Source organism: Pararhizobium mangrovi, from assembly GCF_006516965.1.
GTDB lineage: Bacteria > Pseudomonadota > Alphaproteobacteria > Rhizobiales > Rhizobiaceae > Pararhizobium_B > Pararhizobium_B mangrovi.
Genome location: NZ_VHLH01000007.1, coordinates 23,842 through 43,483, shown reverse-complemented (window position 1 = coordinate 43,483; position 19,642 = coordinate 23,842). Strand labels below are relative to the sequence as shown.

At 65.1% G+C, this 19,642-nt stretch carries 18 protein-coding genes; 9 read left to right on the top strand and 9 right to left on the bottom strand.

What is annotated here, in order from left to right; genetic code table 11:
- Window positions 1-28: 28 nt before the first annotated feature.
- Genes FJU11_RS05710 through FJU11_RS05685 form a run of 6 tightly spaced genes read right to left on the bottom strand, consistent with a single transcriptional unit; the run spans window position 29 to window position 6,511 of the window.
- Window positions 29-667 (bottom strand): TetR/AcrR family transcriptional regulator, encoded by a 639-nt coding sequence (locus FJU11_RS05710; RefSeq protein WP_181408060.1) that lies wholly within the window; start codon window positions 665-667, stop codon window positions 29-31.
- Window positions 664-1,170 (bottom strand): MaoC/PaaZ C-terminal domain-containing protein, encoded by a 507-nt coding sequence (locus FJU11_RS05705; RefSeq protein WP_141166072.1) that lies wholly within the window; start codon window positions 1,168-1,170, stop codon window positions 664-666. The genes FJU11_RS05710 and FJU11_RS05705 overlap by 4 nt, the downstream gene beginning before the upstream one ends.
- The gene (locus tag FJU11_RS05700) at window positions 1,167-3,020 is read right to left on the bottom strand and encodes a feruloyl-CoA synthase (RefSeq protein WP_141166071.1); all 1,854 of its coding nucleotides are present in this window, start codon (window positions 3,018-3,020) and stop codon (window positions 1,167-1,169) included. The genes FJU11_RS05705 and FJU11_RS05700 overlap by 4 nt, the downstream gene beginning before the upstream one ends.
- A complete protein-coding gene (locus FJU11_RS05695) occupies window positions 3,020-3,781 on the bottom strand; it encodes an SDR family NAD(P)-dependent oxidoreductase (RefSeq protein WP_141166070.1) in 762 nt (253 codons plus the stop codon). Before FJU11_RS05695 ends, FJU11_RS05700 begins: the two co-directional genes overlap by 1 nt.
- Before the next feature lies 1 nt (window position 3,782).
- A complete protein-coding gene (locus tag FJU11_RS05690) occupies window positions 3,783-5,300 on the bottom strand; it encodes a class I adenylate-forming enzyme family protein (protein WP_181408059.1) in 1,518 nt (505 codons plus the stop codon).
- Complete coding sequence (locus FJU11_RS05685; protein WP_141166068.1) at window positions 5,297-6,511, bottom strand: thiolase family protein; 1,215 nt, start codon at window positions 6,509-6,511, stop codon at window positions 5,297-5,299. The genes FJU11_RS05690 and FJU11_RS05685 overlap by 4 nt, the downstream gene beginning before the upstream one ends.
- A 135-nt stretch (window positions 6,512-6,646) precedes the next feature.
- On the opposite strand from FJU11_RS05685, the gene FJU11_RS05680 reads away from it, so the two are divergent.
- From FJU11_RS05680 to FJU11_RS05640, 9 genes are all read left to right on the top strand, one after another.
- Window positions 6,647-7,408, top strand: coding sequence for a crotonase/enoyl-CoA hydratase family protein (locus FJU11_RS05680; RefSeq protein WP_141166067.1), 762 nt, complete (start codon window positions 6,647-6,649; stop codon window positions 7,406-7,408).
- 133 nt (window positions 7,409-7,541) lie between these two features.
- Window positions 7,542-8,240, top strand: a complete 699-nt coding sequence (locus FJU11_RS05675; RefSeq protein ID WP_141166066.1) for a GntR family transcriptional regulator — start codon at window positions 7,542-7,544, stop codon at window positions 8,238-8,240.
- Window positions 8,241-8,431: 191 nt separating this feature from the next.
- Window positions 8,432-10,021 (top strand): ABC transporter substrate-binding protein, encoded by a 1,590-nt coding sequence (locus FJU11_RS05670; RefSeq protein ID WP_141166065.1) that lies wholly within the window; start codon window positions 8,432-8,434, stop codon window positions 10,019-10,021.
- A complete protein-coding gene (argE, locus tag FJU11_RS05665; RefSeq protein ID WP_141166064.1) occupies window positions 10,018-11,169 on the top strand; it encodes an acetylornithine deacetylase in 1,152 nt (383 codons plus the stop codon). The genes FJU11_RS05670 and argE overlap by 4 nt, the downstream gene beginning before the upstream one ends.
- Window positions 11,166-12,137, top strand: coding sequence for an ABC transporter permease (locus FJU11_RS05660; protein WP_141166063.1), 972 nt, complete (start codon window positions 11,166-11,168; stop codon window positions 12,135-12,137). Before argE ends, FJU11_RS05660 begins: the two co-directional genes overlap by 4 nt.
- Window positions 12,134-13,027, top strand: coding sequence for an ABC transporter permease (locus FJU11_RS05655; RefSeq protein WP_141166062.1), 894 nt, complete (start codon window positions 12,134-12,136; stop codon window positions 13,025-13,027). The genes FJU11_RS05660 and FJU11_RS05655 overlap by 4 nt, the downstream gene beginning before the upstream one ends.
- The gene (locus FJU11_RS05650; protein WP_141166061.1) at window positions 13,024-14,007 is read left to right on the top strand and encodes an ABC transporter ATP-binding protein; all 984 of its coding nucleotides are present in this window, start codon (window positions 13,024-13,026) and stop codon (window positions 14,005-14,007) included. The genes FJU11_RS05655 and FJU11_RS05650 overlap by 4 nt, the downstream gene beginning before the upstream one ends.
- The gene (locus FJU11_RS05645) at window positions 14,004-14,963 is read left to right on the top strand and encodes an ABC transporter ATP-binding protein (RefSeq protein WP_141166060.1); all 960 of its coding nucleotides are present in this window, start codon (window positions 14,004-14,006) and stop codon (window positions 14,961-14,963) included. The genes FJU11_RS05650 and FJU11_RS05645 overlap by 4 nt, the downstream gene beginning before the upstream one ends.
- Window positions 14,960-16,330, top strand: coding sequence for a M20 family metallopeptidase (locus FJU11_RS05640; RefSeq protein ID WP_141166059.1), 1,371 nt, complete (start codon window positions 14,960-14,962; stop codon window positions 16,328-16,330). Before FJU11_RS05645 ends, FJU11_RS05640 begins: the two co-directional genes overlap by 4 nt.
- A 25-nt stretch (window positions 16,331-16,355) precedes the next feature.
- On the opposite strand, the gene FJU11_RS05635 is transcribed toward FJU11_RS05640, so the two are convergent.
- From FJU11_RS05635 to FJU11_RS05625, 3 genes are all read right to left on the bottom strand, one after another.
- The gene (locus FJU11_RS05635; RefSeq protein ID WP_141166058.1) at window positions 16,356-18,008 is read right to left on the bottom strand and encodes a phytoene desaturase family protein; all 1,653 of its coding nucleotides are present in this window, start codon (window positions 18,006-18,008) and stop codon (window positions 16,356-16,358) included.
- Between the two features lie 80 nt (window positions 18,009-18,088).
- The gene (locus tag FJU11_RS05630; protein ID WP_141166057.1) at window positions 18,089-18,760 is read right to left on the bottom strand and encodes an amino acid ABC transporter permease; all 672 of its coding nucleotides are present in this window, start codon (window positions 18,758-18,760) and stop codon (window positions 18,089-18,091) included.
- A 73-nt stretch (window positions 18,761-18,833) separates the two neighbouring features.
- Window positions 18,834-19,628 (bottom strand): ABC transporter substrate-binding protein, encoded by a 795-nt coding sequence (locus tag FJU11_RS05625; RefSeq protein WP_141166056.1) that lies wholly within the window; start codon window positions 19,626-19,628, stop codon window positions 18,834-18,836.
- Between the last annotated feature and the right edge of the window lie 14 nt (window positions 19,629-19,642).

The window sequence follows — 19,642 nt, the reverse complement described above, 5'->3', positions numbered from 1 at the left end:
CCGCTATACCGGCTTCCGCTGCGCTCGTTCAGGGAGCGACGCCATTCAACGTGACCGTCACCAGCGTCTCGACGAGCTCTTCCATCGAGCGCTCGCCGGACGGCTGGAACCACGTCGAGGGAGCGTTGCACATGCCGAGAATGGAAAAGGCCGTCAGGCGGGGATCCAGATGGCCTGCGAAGCAGCCGGCCTGCTGCCCTTCGCGCACGAGGTCGATCCAGGACTCCTGGTAGGCGCGCCACAGCCTTCGAATTTCGCTGACGCGGCCGTCGTCGTCTTGGCCGTCCAGTTCGCGAAGGACGACGGCGAGTTGCAGGAAGTCCGGATTGAAGCCGGACATGTGGTTGCGCACGGCCATGGCCAGCCGGTCACGCGGCGACACGTCGTGGCGGCGCATGATGGCTGCCAGGTCCTCGACGAGCCGCTTGCTTTCGGGCGTGATGATCTCGCAGAGAATGTCGAGCTTGTGGTCGAAATAGTAGTAGATCGCTTCGCGCTTGACCCCGACGGCACCCGCGATGTCGTCGAGCGTCGTTCGGCCGTAGCCCTTCTGACCGAAGATTTCGGACGCGCGGTCGAGGATGGAGGCACGCCGCTCGGTCGCGCGTGCCGAGCGAACCCGCTCCACCGGCCGGCGTTCGGAAGGTCTGGAAATCGCGTTCTTCACGAGCGCTGTTCCTCTCGTCCGGATGTCTCGTTCATGATAAACCCGATGATCCATTCGGCGACGATCGCCGGACGCGTACCGACTTCGCATTCGACCGTTGCCCCGAGGCGCAGAAGGACGAGATCCGCGCCGCGGCGTTCGATGGTCTTCAGCGCGAACCGCCCGCGAACCGCAGCGCCGACCGGCACGGGGGCGAGCATGCGCACCTTGTCGAACCCGTAATTGACCGGCGTCGCCGGCGCGCCGATCCAGCCGCCGACCTCCCGGACCCACGTTCCGAGCCGCGCCAGAAGCAGCGACGCCTGGACGATGGTTCCGCCGAACCGTGCCGCGGCCTCGGTTCCCAGCTCGCAATGGATCGGAAGGTCTTCGCCGGTAAGCGCACCGTAGCGATCGACGGTCTGCTGATCGAAATGTTCCCAGGCCGAAACCCCGAGTTCGCAGCCCACGCGCGCTTCGAGGCGCGTCAGGTCGGCCGATGCGCGGGAAGGTTCGTGCGTCATGGGCGGATCACCGCGGAATTGTCGGCGTCGTAGAGCGCTTCCACGAGATCGGCACGCCGCGCGACGGCCAGGCGCTGGTTGATGTAGCCCTTGTCGGTCGTCTCGCCCTTTCGAAGGCTCGGAATATCGAGGATCGGCATCGCAGCCGCGATGCGCCGGCTCGAGACCGTGTTCTCCGCATTGTAGCGCGCAAGATCGGCTTTGATAGCGGCGTGTGCTTCCTCCATCGCGACCAAGGCTTCCATGGTGAGATCGGGATCACCGAACCGCGAACGACCTTCCTTGAGATCGAGGATCAGGAGCGCACCGAGCGTGTTGCGGTTTTCACCGACGATCAGCGCATCCCCGACGAGTGGACATGCCGAAACCAGCGCCGTGCGCACCGCCCCGACCTGCACGAAGGTGCCGGTCGAAAGCTTGAATTCCTCGCTCAGTCGTCCTTCGAAGACGAGGCCGCGGGCGGGGTCGTCGGGATCGCAAAGACGCACGGCGTCGCCGGTCATGTACCAGCCCTCGGCATCGAAGGCCGCCTGCGTCGCCGCCGGCGCGCGGAAATAGCCGGGCGTGACGTTCGGCCCGCGTGCGCGCAGTTCCAGCTTGTCGTGGCACGGCACCAGCTTGACCTGTGATCCGGGGATCGGCAGGCCGATCAGGCCGGGACGGTTCTCGTGCCAGTGCAGGGAGGTGTGCATCGGAGCCAGTTCGGTGGTGCCGTAGGACGACATCATCGGCACCCGCCTTCCCCGTTCTCGTTCGGAAAGCCGTTCCAGATGCTGCCAGAGCCGCGGCGGCATCGAGGCGGCCGCGTAGATCAGACAGTCGAGCTCGGCGAAGAAGGTCTGCCGGAGCCGATCGTCGCGCTCCAGATGGAAGGCCAGCATCTCGTAACCGAGCGGCACGTTGAAATGGATGGTCGGCGAGACGGTCGACAACGCACGAAGCGTCGGCGCGAACGCCTGTGCCGTCGTCGGCTTGCCGGTGTCGATGTAATAGCTTCCGCCGTTGGCGAGCGCGGCGTGGAAATTGAAGCTGCTGCCGCCGCAATGGTGCCAGGGTTGCCAGTCGACGACGACCGGCGGCCGCGCCGTCAGGAACGGATAGAGCTGCGCCTGTGCGGTCGCGTTGGCACACATCATCCGGTGCGTGTTGATCACCGGCTTCGGTACGCCGGTCGAGCCGGAAGTGAAGAGGATCTTCGCCGGTGCATCCGGATCGACGCGATCGAACGCACCATCGACGTCTTCACCAGCCGTAGCCGACAGAAGCGAAGCGAAATCCGTCGAATCCCGCTTGCCGGGAGGATGCTGCACGTGGACGATTTCCGTTTCCGGATCGACGAGCGCCAGCGCTTCCTCGAACGCATCTCCGTCCTCCACGAGCACCAGCCCGGGCGTCGCCGCTTCCAGACAGACCTTCAGCCGTCCGCGTGCTTCGGCACGCAGCGAGTAAGTCGGCGAAAGCGGCGCGACGGGTATGCCGACCTGCAAGGCCGCGAGCGTGAGGAGTGCGTGGGAGAGGCTCTTTTCGGAAAGGATGGCGATCGGGCGCTCGGCGCCGAGATCACGCCCGATGAGGGCTTGCGAAAGCCGGTCGCATAGGTTCCGCGTCTCGGCATAGGTCAGGCTTTCGATGCTGCCGTCCTCGCGCCATGCGGCAAGGAACACGCGGTCCGGCGCCGCGTCGCTCCAGCGCCTCAGCCAGTCGCCGACCTGACGGTCGTAGGGCGCCGGAGCAAGCCCGTGGCGCAGCAGCATCGAACCGTCCGGCAGATTTTCAAGGACCGCACTCGGCTGCGCGAAGCGCGTCGCTTCGATCTCGTGGCCTGCCGTTGCGACACCTGGATCACTCATCAGCGCGGCTCCAGACGCACGCCGGCATCGAGGCGGATCATCGCCCCGTTGATCATGCGGTTTTCCGCGATGTGAAGTGCGAGTGCCGCGAACTCCCCGGCGCGTCCGAGACGCTTGGGAAACGGCGGGAGGGTCGCGAGGCGCTCCTGCACGTCCTCGGGCAGCGTTTCCATCATCGGGGTCGCAAAGAGGCCGGGTGCGATCGTCGCGACGCGAATGCCGAAGCGGCCGAGTTCGCGCGCCGCCGGCAGGGCAAGCGATGCGATGGCGCCCTTCGAGGCCGCATAGGCGCATTGGCCGACCTGCCCGTCCTCGGCCGCGACCGAGGCCGTGTTGACGATCACGCCCTGCTCCCCCTCGTCGAGCGGCGCAAGTGCGCTCATGCGTGCGGCGACATGGCTCATCACCGTATAGGTGCCGATCAGATTGATCTCGATCGTGCGACGAAAGCTTGCCAGATCGGTCTCGCCCTCGCGCGAGACGATGCGTGCGCCCGTCGCGACGCCGGCGCACTGGACGAGCAAACGCGGAACGCCCTGCAGCTTCTCGACGGAATCGAGAGCGGCAAGGACATTTCGCTCCTCGCAGATATCGCAGGTGACGGCGAAACAGCCCGTCTCCTGCGCAATGGTCGCCAGCCGCTCGGCATCGATATCGAGTGCCGCGACCTTCGCGCCGCGTTCGACAAGGGCGCGGACGGTAGCGGCACCGAGGCCGCTCGCGCCCCCCGTCACCAGGCATGGGGTGTCGGCGAGATCCATGTCAGCTTTCCTTTGCCGCGCGTTGCAGGGCAGCCTTGTCGATCTTGCCGATCGCGGTCTTCGGCAGGCTTTCCACCAGCACGAGGCGCGCCGGCAGCTTGTAGCGAACCAGCCGCTCGGCAAGGAACGCCATAAGATCATCGATACTTGCCGACGGCTTCTCGCATACGGCATGAACGTGCAGCACTTCGCCCTTGTGGGTATGCGGCACGCCGAAGGCCGCGACCTCGCGTACGGCCGGGTGCGCGTAGAGCGCATCTTCGATCTCGCGGGGAAACACGTTGAAGCCGCTGACGACGACCATTTCCTTCCTTCGGCCGGTCACGTGGAGATAGCCGTCGGCATCCATATGGCCGACGTCTCCGGTATGCAGCCACCCGTTTCGAAGCGCTTCCGCCGTCTCTTCCGGCAGGTTCCGATAGCCATGCATGATCTGCGGCCCGGCCGCGCAGATCTCGCCCGTTTCGCCGAGCGGCAGCGCGGCACCCGTCTCGATGTCGACGATCTCCACCTTCGTACGGGGAAGCAGGACGCCGACCGAGCCGGCCTTGTGCGTGGAAAGACGCGGATTGGCGGCGAGCACCGGGCCCGTTTCGGTCTGGCCGAACCCTTCGCAGATCGAGCAGCCGGTGATTTCCTTCCAGCGCCGCAGCGTCTCGGCGGGAAGTGCCGAAGCGCCGGAAAAGCAGAGTTCGAGCGAGGAGAAATCGGTCGTGGCGATGCGTTCGCAGGCAAGCAGCCCGTGATAGATCGTCGGGCTCCCCGCGAAGAAGGTGATCCCCTCTTCCTCGATTGCCGCCAACGCGAGCTCCGGCGTGTAGCGCGACATGACGACGAGCGTGCCGCGTGCGTTGAGCGTCAGGAAAAGACCCATCGCCGTCGCGTAGACATGATAGAGCGGCGTCATGAGGAGCGCGCGTTCTACGTCGGGCGTCGTCGGCACCACGGCCTCGCGTTGCGCGACGTTGATCGCCGTCGCCCGGTTCGTCAGTTCCACGCCCTTCGGCCGACCGGTCGTGCCCCCGGTATATTGCAAAAGGCCGAGCGCGTCCGGGTCCGGCAGCGGCAGGATATAGGCATCCTCGTCCCCGGCGATCAGACGTCGCGCACCGGGGCCGACCCGCTGGGGAACCGGAAGTCCCCGTTCGCACATCGCAGGCTCGATCGCATCGGCCACCCCGTTCGCCGCGAGGATCACGGTCGGCGCGGCGTCTTCCAGGATCGGCACCAGTTCGTGCGCCGTATAGACCGGGTTCAGCGGCACCGCCTGGGCACCGGCGGCAAGCGCGCCCAACATGGCGATGGCGAGATCGACGGAGTTCGGCAGCAGGATCGCAACCCGCCCGCCGGCCGTTCCCGCCGCGACGAGCTCTTCCGCCATCCGCGCGACCGAGCGCGCGAACCGGTCGTAGCTCAGCCGGTCGCCGTCGCAGACGATCGCCTCGCGCGTCGGTGCACGTTCGGCCGCCTCCTGCAGCATATGGACGACGCTCGGGAAGACCGGCGGCAGCGCGTTCACGATCGCCGCTCCTCGACCTTCACGACCATCGCCATGGCGCTGTCGCCGGCCGCACATCCCTCGAAGAGACCGATGCCGCCGCCGCGCAGGACGAGTTCCTCGATCAGTTCGATGATCGCCCGTACGCCCGTCGGCGCCTGCGGGTGGCCCCATACGAGCGAACAGCCGAAATTGTTCATGCGCGCAACGTCGATGTCGAAGGCACGGGCGAAGGCGATATCGTTGACGACGAAGGGATTGTGCGCCTTGATCGCGTCCATGTCGGCAATGCCGAGACCGGCTTGCGCAAGCGCGCGCCTTGCCGCCTCGATGGGGGCTGCCGGCATGTAGCCCTTCGCCTCCCGGCTCTGGCCGAAGGCGAGCGGCGTCACGCGGATCGCCGGATCGCTTGAAAGGTCGCGCGCCTTTTCGGGTGCCGCCAGCACGATCGCCGCATTGCCGTCGGCCGGATGGGTCTGCGCGGCGAGGCTCACCGTGCCGCCTTCGCGCACGGGGCGCTGCCTGGCGAGCTTTTCCGGCGTCGTCGGATAGATGCCTTCGTCGCCTTCCAACGATGTACGGGTCTTCTGAAACCGCGCATCCGGCACTTCGAACGGCAACGTCATGTAGCGGCGCTGGAAGGCGCGGTCGTTCGCAAGCGCCTCGTCGTACTGCGCGTAGCGGCGAAGGACGAGATCATGCTGCTCTTTAAGTCCGATGCCGTAGCGCGCGGCGACGTTTTCGGCGGTGTCGACCATGGCGCAGCCCGCCCATGGATCACGTTCGAAATTGTCGAGCACCCAGGCTTCGTGCCGGCCCGCCCCGCCGGGCCCTTCGGGGTCGGGATGATAAAGCTGCGGCCCGTTCGAGACCCGATCGGCGGCGATCGCCAGCGCCACGCCCGCGCGGCCCGCAGCGATCTCGTCGAAGGCCGTGCACAGGATCCGCGCCCCGGTCGCACAGGCCTGCGCGATGGTCGGCCCGGCAACATGTTCGGCACCGAGAAGGCCCGTCACCCAGGGCAGGCCGTAAAAGCAGCCCTGTTGCGGAACGGTCGTGCCAAGAACGCCGAAATCGAAAACGGAGGGATCGATCGACCGGTCCGTAAGCGCCGTTTTCGCGACGTGAGCCGCGAACTTCAGGCTGTGGAGATGCGAAAGCGATCCCTGCCATTTGGCGAAGGGCGTGGCCCAGTAGGCCCTGTAGGGGATCTCGACGGATGTTGGCGCCAAAGCTTCAATCCAGATTTTACGTCCGTGTAAAAATGTTCTACCGTTCGCTACCGCCTGTCAAGCGCGATGCCGACAGGCCATGCGATAACAAGGTGCGGCCGCGTTCGCCCGTCCCTGCCGAAGAAGGTGCTGACCATGACCGAAACAAAGGATCTTTCGATCGAGGAGGACGGCGAGATCGGCATCGTCCGGCTCGACCGGCAGGCGAAGCGCAATGCCATCAGTCAGGCCATGATCGCCGAGATCGGACAGCTTTTCGCCGCCCCGCCCGAACACTGGAAAGCGGCGATCCTCTGCGGGGCCGGGCCGCATTTCAGCGCCGGCCTCGACCTGCGCGAACACGGCACGCGAAGCGTGGACGCGGTGATGGACCTTTCGCGGCTATGGCACCGAACGACGGAAGCCATGCTGAACGGCAGGCTGCCGATCGTCGCGGCGCTGAACGGCTACGTGATCGGCGGCGGACTGGAACTGGCGGCCGCTACGCATATCCGGATTGCCGATCGAAGCGTGCGCTACAGCCTGCCCGAAGGCCGGCGCGGCATCTTCGTGGGCGGCGGCGCATCGGTGCGCGTCGGCCGCATGATCGGCACGAGCCGCCTGACCGAACTCATGCTGACGGGCCGCGAGGTCGACGCGGAAGAAGGCCAGCAAATCGGCCTGTCGCACCGTCTGGTCGAACCGGAACGCGCCTTCGAGACCGCACTGGAGGTCGCCCGCACGGTCGCCGCGAACGCACCGCAGTCCAACCGGATGATCCTGCACGGCCTTGCGCAGATCGGCGAGATGCCACCTTCGGCGGGCCTCTTCGCCGAATCCGTCATGGTCGCCCTCACCCAAGCCGACCCGGAAGCGCAGGAACGGCTCGACGCCTTCCTGACGAAGCGCACGCGGTAAGGCCGGCACCGGCTCGGGGTTCTCCGGCGATCTCCACAACCTGCTCGACCGGTCGCCGATTTACGGATACGATCCTTGATCATATGCGCAAACGGCGACGGCGTGCGCGTTCATCGGGGATCGGAACTACATTTTGGATACCGAAAACGAGACCCTGCGCGGCTTCAGTCGAATCCAACGGCGCAAGACCACGCAGGATCTCGTCTACGAGCAGATACGCGACGCGCTGACGACCGGCGCGTTCGAAGCCGGCCGCTCGTTCACGATTACATCGATGTCCGAACAGTTCGGCACGTCGCATATGCCGGTGCGCGAGGCGCTCCGTCGGCTCGTTGCAGAACACGCGCTCGAACTCGACAGTACCGGCACGGCGCGGGTTCCGTTGACGACGCGAGAGGGCCTCGGCAATCTTTGCGATGCGCGCTGCGTCGTGGAGCGCGCCGCGGCCGAACAGGCCTGCGCCCGCTTCGAACCTTCCCAGATCGAAGCGCTATCGGTGATCGCCGATACACATGCCGAGGCCCTTCGCAAGGGAGACGCGGTCGGCATGCTAGCAACCAACCGCGAGCTTCATTTCACGATTTACGATGCAGCCGGCAACCCCGTTCTCGTCAATCTCATCCAGAACCTGTGGTTGAGATATGGCCCTTATGTACGCTTGCTCACGAACCGCATGATCGAGTTGCTGAAGCAGGACTCCGCGGGGAACTATTCGCGCTTCCACGGCGAACTTCTGGCGGCCCTGCGCGAACGCGATGCCGATGCCGCGGGCGCGGCGGTCGTCGCGGACATCAAGAACAGCCAGCGGCTTCTCTACCGGCTCTTCGAATGAGCCGGAGAGATCATATCGGACGAGATCCGTCGGCAAGATGCCATAAATTTGTGCAATCTATCGCCCTGAAGATTTTTTTTGCAGCTTGATATCGGGGCGGCGAAATGCTCTGATCGTTTGATCAAACGCTCTGGCGTCGTCCGTTCGCGGAAGAGCGGCGCCGCGGCCCGGTCCACCAAGGGGAAAAGCTGATGCAGTCGAAACGCAGTCTCTTTCTGGCGGGAGCCGCCCTCACGTGCTTCCTGGTCGCAGCGCCGGCCAGCCGCGCCGCCGAGTTCGATTTTGCGGGACCGCTCGACGCCTACACGCTCGATCCGCACGCGATCTCGAACACGCTCGTCTTCGCCATACTGCGCAACGTCTACGAGCCGCTCGTCGCACGCGGCAAGGACCTGTCGATCGAGCCGGTGCTCGCCACGAAGTGGAAGCAGGTCGACGACAAGACCTGGGAATTCGATCTGCGAAAGGACGTCAAGTTTTCCAACGGCAACGCCTTCAATGCAGACGACGTGGTTTTCTCCTTCGATCGCGCGAAAAAAGGAGGGATGAGCTCCCACCTCGCCGACATCGATTCCATCGAGAAGGTCGATGACTACACGGTTCGCCTGAAGACCCATGAGATCGATCCGATCCTGCCGAACCAGATCGTCAACTGGTTCATGATGGACAGCGACTGGGCGAAGGAGCACGGCGCCGTCGAGCCCGGCCAGGCCGACAACTCGACGGAAGGCTACGCCAACCAGCACGCCATGGGTACCGGCCCGTATGTCATCTCGCAGCGCGATCCAGGCGTAAAGACGGTCTTTTCCGCCAACAAGACATGGTGGAACACGATCGACGGTAACGTCGACAAGGCCATCTTCTACGTTATTCCCAACCCGTCGACGCGCGTTTCGGCGCTCATCTCGGGTGAAGTCGACATGATCGACGGCGTGCCGCCGCAGGATGCGAGCCGGATCGAAAAGGCCGATGGCCTGCACATCGCATCGACGCCCGATCTTCGGACAGTTTATCTGCAGCCCGATGTCGCCCGCGACACGCTGGTCTACGGTGGGGGCGTCAAAGGCAATCCGTTCAAGAATCCCAAGGTACGCGAGGCGATGAAACTCGCCATCGATACCGGTGCGATCCAGAAGCGGATCATGCGCGGCTACTCGACGCCGGTCGGGCTGCCGATCGCCAACGAGGTCAACGGATCGACAGCACAGCTCGACGCTCCCAACAAGCCGGACCTCGACAAGGCGAAGGCGTTGATGAAGGAGGCCGGCTATGCGGACGGCTTCGACGTCACGCTGGACTGCACCAACGACCGGTTCATCAACGACCAGGCGACATGCCTTGCGATCGGCTCGTTCCTTTCGCGCATCGATATCCGTGTCACGCCCCGCATACAGACGACGGCGCGGTGGGCGCAGCAGATCAATCCGCCCGGCTACGACACTTCCTTCGCGATGCTGAGCTATTCGCCCTACACCTACGATGCGCACCAGTTCCTGTCCGGTCTCGCGAAGACGAGAGACCCGAAGACCGGCGCCGGCGTCTTCAACATCGGCGGCTATTCCAACAAGGAAGTCGACCGCCTTACCGACGAGATCGGCGCGGAGACCGATACGAAGAAGCGCACCGAGCTCCTGCACAAGGCGCTCGGCATTCTGAAGAAGAGCAACGCCTATATTCCCATCCACCAGCTTCAGATCCTGTGGGGCGTACGTGACGGGGTGAATGTCGTTCAGCTCGCCGATCTCTCCTATCCGCTCGCCTGGTTCAAGGTTCCCGAATGACCGCCGACGCGGACTTTTCGCAGCGTCTTGCGGAACTGGTCGCCTTTCCGACCGTCAGTTCGGCGAGCAATCTCGCTCTCGTTGCCCATGTCGAAGCCATCGCGGCCGCACATGGCGCACGGTGCCGCCGGTTCTTGGATGCCGACGGCGAGAAGGCGAACCTCGTCGTCACGATCGGCCCGGAAGCATTGGGGGGACTGGTTCTCAGCGGCCATACGGACGTCGTCCCGGTGACGGGCCAGACCTGGTCCGGCGATCCATGGACCTTGCGCACGACGAACGAGCACCTCGTCGCGCGCGGTGCGACGGACATGAAAGGGTTTCTCGCCTGCTCGCTCGCAGTCCTTCCACATTTTGCGCAGATGGAACTGAAGCGGCCGATCCACCTCGCCTTTTCCTATGACGAAGAGGTCGGCTGCACGGGTGTCGGACCGATGGCGGAATGGCTCGGCACCCACGCGGAGCCTTCGCTTGCCGTGATCGGCGAGGCGACGGGAATGGATCTCGTGACCGCGCACAAGGGCGGCACCATCGGCTGGACCTCCGTGACCGGCAAACCGGCTCATTCGTCGCAGCCCGACAACGGCGTCAACGCCGTGATGATTGCCTGCGACCTCGTCGGCGAAATCAACCGGATCGCCGAAGAAATGCGCGCCGGCCCGGCCATGGCTGGGATCGATCCCCCCTTCTCCACCATTCAGGTCAACCAGATCGAAGGCGGCAGCCACGGCAACATCCTTGCCGAACATTGCCGATTCTTCTTCGAAATGCGCCTCGTACCGGACGATAGCGCCGAGCGCGTTCTCGACCGCATCGAGGCGCGCATCGATGCGCTGGAGCCGGGCATGAAGGCCGTCAGCGACAAGACCGGCATTCGCGTCGACATTCAGGCGCGCATTCCGCCGCTTGCGCCCATCGGGGATGCAGCGCTCGAAGAGCGGCTTCTCAAGCTCCTCGGTCGAAGTTCCCCGCGCGCCGTACCCTACGGAACCGAGGCCGGCATCTTCTCGGCGGCGGGCATCCCGTCGGTCGTCATCGGTCCCGGGTCGATCGCCGACGCCCATCAGCCGGACGAAAGCATCGCCATCGAGCAGATGGCGGCATGTACCGACTTCCTCGTGCGATTGGCGGCTTCGGAGGCGACATGATCGCCCATACGACCGAACGGATACTTCAGACGGTCCTCGTCCTGCTGGCCATCAGCTTCATCGCGTTTTTGCTGGTGGCGACGCTCGGCGACCCGCTCACCTCGCTGCTGCCGCCCGATGCGAGCATCGCCGATCGCCAGGATCTGATCATGCGGCTCGGCCTCGACGAACCGCTGCTTACCCGGTTCCTGCATTTCCTCAACGGCATGCTGCACGGCGATTTCGGCATTTCCTATCGCACGCAGGACGACATCGGCCCGATGATCGCAACGCGCCTTCCCGCGACGATCGAACTCGCTTTCGCGAGCCTGCTCGTCACGCTCTTCGTCGGCGTGCCACTCGGCATCCTGTGCGGCGTGCGGCCGAACGGCATCATATCGCGCGGCGTCATGCTGGTCTCGATCGCCGGTATCACCCTGCCGAACTTCGTCGTCGGTGTTCTCCTGATCGCGATCTTCTCCGTCCATCTCGGTTGGTTTCCCTCCTTCGGGCGTGGAGATACCGTGCAGATCGGCGGTTGGACGACCGGCCTTTTGACGTTGTCCGGCTGGAGGGCGATCATTTTGCCGGCAATCACGCTCGCCGCTTTCCAGGTCACCTTCGTCATCCGCATGCTGCGTACGCAGCTTCTCGAAGTCGGGCAGAGCGAACATATCCGCTTCGCTCGCGCGCGGGGCCTGAGCGAACGGCGGATCTGGTCGACCTACGCCATGCGCAACGCGCTGTTGCCGACGATCACAATGCTTGCCCTTCAGCTCGGCAACGTCATCGCCTTTTCCGTCGTCACCGAGGGCGTTTTCGCGTGGCCGGGCATCGGCTCGCTCTTCCTGCAGTCGATCCAGGCGGCCGACGTTCCCGTCATCGCGATCTATCTGATCTTCGTCGGGGCGATCTTCATGATCATCAATCTCGTCGTGGAACTCATCTATCCGCTGGTCGATCCGCGCCTGAAGCGGAGCGGGGCATGAGGGGTCTCGCCGAAGCGTTTCGCGGTCGGCCGGGCCCGATCGTCGCCGCAACCCTCATCGTGTTGCTCGTCGTCTACGCGTTCGTGCTCCCGCTCGTGACGGCCGATCCGTTCAGCATGTCCGGCATGTCGATCCTCGACGCCTTCTCGCCACCGATCTGGATGGACGGCGGCCAGGCGACGATGCCGTTCGGCGCGGACGACCAGGGTCGCAATCTGATCACGGCCATGGCCTACGGACTACGCACCTCGATCATGGTCGGGGCGATCTCCGTCGTCATCGGCCTCGTCATCGGTGGCGCGCTCGGGCTCGTCGCCGGCTTCGTCGGCGGGCGGACCGACGCGATCATCATGCGGCTCGCCGATGTGCAACTCGCCTACCCCGCTCTTCTGCTCGCCATGGTCATCGACGGAATCGCGACGGCCATCCTCGGACGCGGACGCTCCAACGAGATGGCGATCGCGATCGTCATCGTCTCGATCGGCATCGCCTTCTGGGTCCAGTATGCGCGCACCATCCGCTCGAGCGTGATGGTGGAGCGCGATCAGGACTACGTCGCCGCCGCACGGGTCACGGGCCGTTCGAACACGGCGATCCTCATCCAGCATATCCTGCCGAACGTCATGGCGCCCGTCCTGGTGATCGCAACGATCAATCTCGGCATCGCCATCATCACCGAGGCGACGCTCAGCTTCCTCGGCATCGGCATTCCGCCGACCTATCCCTCGCTCGGTTCGCTGATCCGCAACGGCAACAATTTCCTGCAGTCGGGGGAATGGTGGATCTCCGTCTTCCCATGCCTGCTGCTCGTCGCGCTCGTCGTCGCCGTCAACGTGCTCGGCGATCATCTGCGCGACCACTTCAATCCGAAAATCAGGGGACGGACATGAGCGAGCCGGTCCTGAAGGTTCGCGACCTCAGCGTCGTCCTCGAAAGAAACGGGCGCGATTTCCCCGTGCTCGACGGGGTGACCTTCGATATCGCGCCCGGCGAAGTGCTCGGCCTCGTGGGCGAGAGCGGGGCCGGAAAATCGATGACCGGAATCGCGATCATCGATCTGCTCGTTCCACCGCTTCGCCGCACGAGCGGCACCATCGCGCTTTCCGGCGAACGGCTGGACCAGCTATCGGCGAAGAGAATGCGCCGGGTCCGGGGCAAACGGATCGGCTTCGTCTTCCAGGATCCGATGACCTCGCTGAACCCGGTGCTGAGTATCGGCCGGCAGCTGACCGACACGATGCGCCGCCATCTGCCGCTTACCCGCGGCGAAGCGCGCGAGCGGGCGATCGCATGGCTGACGCGGGTGGGCCTTGCGAACCCTCCCCGTGTCTTCGCGGCCGCGCCGCACGAGCTTTCCGGCGGCCAGCGCCAGCGCATCGTCATCGCGCTTGCGCTGTGCGCCGAGCCCGACCTCCTCATTGCCGACGAACCGACGACGGCCCTCGACGTCTCGGTTCAGGCGCACATGCTGACCCTCCTGCGCGAACTTCACGAGGAAACCGGTACCGCGATGATGCTGATCACCCACGATCTCGGCGTCATCGCGAAAATGGCGGACCGCGTCGCCGTCTTCTACGCGGGGCGCGTCATCGAGACCGCCCCGACCGGACGGCTGATCGGCGCACCGCTTCACCCCTATACGGCCGGGCTCATGCAGGCGACGCCGGCACCGGATGCCGACGGCGCGATGCGCGTCCGGGCGATTCCGGGCGCCATGCCCGGGATCGGCGCCCTTCCGCCGGGCTGCGCGTTCCATCCGCGATGCGAGCGGGCGCAGGCGATCTGCCGCGAAGAGCGCCCGCCGCTTGCCGATGCCGGCGGCCACGATGCCGCCTGCTACTTTCCGCTCGTCGAAGAGGTCGTTTCATGAGCCTGGATGACGTCCTGATCCTGAACGCCGTCTCCAAGGCCTATGGCGGCCGCGCCTCGATGATCGAGAAGGCGTTCGGGCGCCGGCCGAAGGGTCTTCAGGCGGTGCGCGAGGTGAGCTTCACGATCCGCAAGGGCGAAGTCATGGGCCTCGTCGGGGAATCGGGATGCGGCAAATCCACGATCGCGCGTATGGCGGCTGGGCTGCTTGCGCCGACCGGCGGCGAGATCGGCCGGAACGCGGCGATGCGCGAGCAGATGATCTTCCAGGACCCGTTCTCCTCGCTCAATCCGCGCTGGCGCGTAAGAGACATCGTCGCCGAGCCGATCCGCACGCACCGCCTGCGTCCCAAAAAGGCGATCGACGAACGCGTTGCGGAGCTCCTCCGACAGGTGGGGCTTTCGCCGGAAGACGGCGCCAAGTTCCCGCAGGCGTTTTCGGGTGGACAGCGGCAACGCATCTCGATCGCCCGTGCGCTTGCCGGCGAACCGGACTTCCTCATCCTGGACGAGCCGACGAGCGCGCTCGACGTATCCGTACAGGCGCAGATCCTCGATCTGTTGCGCGGCTTCCAGGCCGAACTGCACCTGACGAGCCTCTTCATCACCCATAACCTGCCAGTCGTGCGCCTGATGGCCGACCGCATCGGCGTCGTCTATCTCGGCGAACTCGTCGAACTCGCGCCGACCGAGACGATCTTTCACCGGCCACGGCATCCCTATACGCGCCTCCTGATAGATGCGGCTCCTGATCTCGACGCCACCGATCGCAGCCTGCATCCGATCCCCGGCGACCTGCCGGATCCCTCCGACCCGCCGTCCGGCTGCGTCTTTCGAACGCGCTGCCCCTTCGCGAACGAACGCTGCGCGGCCGAACGCCCCGAGCTTCGAACGGTCGAAACGGGACAGGTGCGCTGCCATTACGATCTCGATCTTTCTCAAAGGGCTGCCGCATGAGCCGCGAAAACGCCATCGAACGGGCACGCGGCGGGATCGCCGACGGAAGCTTCGAACGGACGCTCGCCGAGCGCGTCGCGATCCCGAGTGCAAGCCGCGTCGCCGAAGCCCGTCCCGACCTTCACAGATATCTCGATCGGGAGATGGTCCCGTTCTTCGAGCGCCTCGGCTTCACGACACGCCTTCTGGAACATCCGCTCGCGCCCGGACCATGCCTGCTCGCCGAGCGCATCGAGGACGCGCAGCGGCCGACGATCCTTCAATACGGGCATGGCGACGTCGTCGCCGGGCTCGAAGGCTGGAGCGAAGGGCTCGATCCGTTCACGCTGATCGAGCGCGACGGTCGCTGGTACGGACGCGGCACGGCGGACAACAAGGGCCAGCACAGCATCAATCTCGCAGCGTTGGAGGCGGTGCTCGCCGAGCGCGGCTCGCTCGGCTTCAATCTCAAATATCTGCTCGAGATGGGCGAAGAATCCGGCTCGCCCGGGCTGCGCGAAATCTGCGCCGAGCATGCCGAAGCGCTTGCTGCCGACGTGCTGATCGCCTCGGACGGACCACGCCTTGCGCTCGACCGGCCGACGCTCTTTCTCGGCTCACGTGGCGGTATCTCCTTTTATATCGAGATCGTCGCACGCGACAGCTTCCAGCATTCGGGCAACTGGGGCGGGCTTTTGAGCAACCCCGGGATCGAACTCGCGCACGCGATCACCGCGCTCGTCGAGCGGACGGGAAAGATCCGCGTTCCCTCCCTCACCCCCGGCACCATTCCCGAAAGCGTTCGTACGGCACTTTCGAAGCTGGAGATCGCACCGATTGCCGGCGATCCGGAGATCGAGCCCTGGTGGGGCGAACCGGGACTAACGAGCGAGGAAAAGGTCTTCGGCTGGTCGAGCCTGGAAGTAATGGAAATGGAGTGCGGCAATCTCGCCCAACCCGTCTACGCCATTCCGCCGCGCGCACGTGCGCGGCTGCAGCTGCGCTTTCCCGTCGGTGTCGACGTCGATGCTGTCGTGCCGGCCGTGCGCGAGGCGCTCGTTGCGGACGGCTTCGATCGCGTGATCGTCCACGAGCCGCACGATGCCATCTTCCAGGCGTCGCGCCTCGATCCCGAGCACCCCTGGGTCGAACGGATCGCAGGCTCGCTTACAAGGACGGCAGGCGTGGAGCCCGCAATCCTGCCCAACCTCGGCGGATCGCTGCCGAACGACATCTTCGCGCGCGATCTCGGCCTGCCGACGGTATGGATCCCGCATTCCTATCCCGGCTGCCTGCAGCACGCGCCGGACGAGCATCTGCCGATCGCGCTTGCCGAGGAGGCGCTCGGCCTCATGGCCGGCCTCTACTGGGATCTCGGCGCTTCCTGACCGCAGTATCGGCAACGACTGCCGGTCAGAACGGCCAGATCCGCCTCTTCGAACGGGTGAGGTGTTCTGCCAGCATCGTGCCCGAACCGCCGCCAAGGCCGGGGCCCGGATGGGTGGATGCGCCGATCTGGTAGAGGCCGGGCACGTCCGTTTCGTGGTTGCGCGATCCCGTGAACGGGCGCCAGAGGAAGAACTGGTCGATCGAGCACGCACCCCCATAGGGATCGCCGCCGACCAGATTGACGTTCATCGCCTCGAGATCCTTCGGCGAATGAACGGTGCGCTTGATGACGATGTCGTCGAGATCGGCGATGTGTTCGCGCAGGATCGCCTCCACGCGATCGGCGTAGGCCTCGCGCAGCGGTTCGCTCCAGGTGCCGTCCGCCGGGGTTTCGAGCGTACCGGCCGCGTCCCCCTTGATGAAGCGTGGGGTTTCGGGAAGCTGGAGCCAGAGGATGCCGGCACCTTCCGGGCAACGGCCCGGATCGAGCGCATGGGGTTGACCGACGCAGACCGTCGGGCGTTCGGGCAGCATGCCCCGGTCGCACTCGTTGACCGCCTTCGAGACGGCGTCGATCCCGGCGCATAGGTGGACGAGCGCGACGTCGGAAAGGCCCTCGCCGTTCCAGCGCGGCGGCCGCTTGAGCGCGTAGTGGATCTGCATGTTTCCCTTGCCGTAGCGATAGCCCGATGCCGGCGATCGCGGCGCACTTTCGGCCGAGACGGCATCGGTTTTCGCCGACGGTTCGGCAAGCAGGCGTTCGTGCAACTGGTTCGGCGTGACGGACGCGACGACACCCTGCCTCGCATCGAACTGCCGTCCGTCGACGAGTGTCACGCCCCGCGTCTTCCCGGCTTCGCGTCGAACCTTGTCGACGTCGGCTTCGAGAAGAATGCGTCCGCCCTGCTCCTCGATCAGCGCACGGAACGCCGAGACGATCTTCCCCGCCCCACCGCGCACGACGGGCGCGCCGGCCTGTTCCAGCGCGAAGGCGATGACGCGCGCCATCTCGCCCGAAAACGCCTGCTCGGGACCAAGACCCGCATGCAGCACCCAGGGCGCGAAGAGCGCGCGCGAAAGTTCGTTCTCGAACGTGTTTTCGAGCCATAAGCGCGCCGGCCGCAGCCCTTCGCCGAGCCGCGCGGCGAGACCGCGCGTACCGCGCTTGCGCACTTCGCCGAAAAGAAGCCGCGCCGTCTTGCGGGTCCACAGCGCACCGCCGAGAAGGCCGAAGATCAGACCGGCATCGCGCTCGACCTTTTCGATCTCCGCCTCATAGCGCGCGCCCTCACCTTCGGCCAGCGCTTCGAAATGCGCGCGGTTGGCGGTGCGATCGGTCGTCAGCACCAGATGGTCGCCGTTCGGCCGGACGACCGCCGTCGGCGAGCCGGTATGGGCGAATTCGAGCCCGTGGCGTGCGAGATCCTCGCCGAGGATTCCGTAGGCCGGCGAGGTCACGAAGAGCACGAACGTCGCCGCCATGACATCGTGGCGATAGCCCGGCACGGTGATCTCGTCGCTGCGCATGCAGCCGCCGGCGACGTTCTCACGCTCCAGCACGAGCACGGACTTTCCCCGCTTGCCGAGGATGGCCGCACAGGTGAGCGCGTTGATGCCGGAGCCGACGATGATGTAATCGACCGTCGTGCCCGTTCCGTCGCTTTGCGTTGTCGCCATGGCGTTTCCCCTCCTCCTCGAACGATTTCGGCCTCGATCGACCAGGATCCCAGAGCCTTTCAGGTTTATATGGAAACGCCCTAACGCGGCGCGCGCGACATGCGCCGTTCGAAATAGGCGACGAGCCGAACCATCGGCCACAGGATCACCAGATAGATGATCGCCGCCGCGATCAGCGGCGAAGGGTTCGCCGTCAGCGCCTGCGCGTCCGTCGCCTGCTTGAGGAGGTCCGGCATGGCGACGACCGAGGCGAGCGAGGTGTCCTTGGCGATCGCCACGCAGTTGCTCGTATGCGGCGGAGTCGCGATCCTGAGGGCCTGCGGCAGGACGATCTTCCACAGGATCAGCGGGAAATGCATGCCGAGCGCGCGTGCGGCCTCCGTCTGGCCGCTCGGAATACCCTCGATGCCCGCACGGAAAACCTCCGCGGTAAAGGCGGAAAGCACGAGCGATAGCGCAATGACGGTCGAGACGAAGGAGGAAAGCCGGATGCCGAAGAACGGCAGCGCGTAATAGATAAGGACGAGCACGACCAAAATCGGCAGGGCCCGGAAGATATCGATCAGGCCGATGGCGAGAAGTGAGATCGGCTTCGGCGCGAAGAGCCGCATGATCGACAGGACGACGCCGAAGATCGAGCCGCAGACGATGATCGATATCGCCAGCAAAACGGTGTTCTTCAGCCCGACGACGAGCATCGGCAGGACGCGCAACATCACGTCGGCGTTGAGGAATGTCTCGGTAAAGTTCATCGATCAACCCGGCCTTGAAACCGATGCATCCGGGCACCGACGCCCGGATGCGGTCTTGATGGGCTTGCCGGGCTCAGCTTGCTTCCGGCAGCGGTCGCACTTCGACCGTCGAAGAGCCCTTGGGCGCCGGCGCACCGAGCCATTTCTGGTGAAGCTTGGCGAGATAGCCTTCTTTCTTGAGCTCGGTGATCGCCGAATCGACTTTCTGGAGGATCGGCGAACCCTTCGGCATCATGATCGCGAAGCGCTCGCCCTTGTCGATGCGCGCGACGACGTGCATGTTCTTCATCTGCCTGAAGGCGAAGAGGAACGCCGATGTCTCGCCGATCGCCCCGTCTATCCGGCCGGACTGTACGTCGAGCAGGAGATTCTGCTGCGACGGATAGCTCTTGTAGTCGGCGATCCCGTATTGCTTCATGTGCGCCTGCACCCAGGCTTCACCGGTGGAAGCGGCGATCGCCCCGATGGTCTTGCCCTTCATTCCGTCGAGGCTCTTCAGAGGCGCGCCTTCCTTCGTGATCAGCGCGAGATCGCTGTCGAAATAAGGCTGCGTGAAGTCCTGGCCCTTGAGGCGTTCCGGCGTGATGGAAATGGTCGAGATCGCCATGTCGATGCGCTGCGAGCTCGTCGCGGCGAAGAGGGCCTGGAAGCCCATGTCCTTGAAATCGACCGTATCGCCGAGTTTGTCGGCGATCGCCTTGACGAGGTCGACCTCGAAACCCTCCATCGAGCTGTCGGTCTGCTTCACCTCCCACGGCGGATTGTTCGGGTAAACGCCGACGGTCAGCGTATCCGCCGAAGCGGGCGCGAGCGAGCCGATGAGACCAACGGCCGCGGCGGCAAGCACGGTTACAAGCATTCGCTTCATCTCAAACTCCCTTG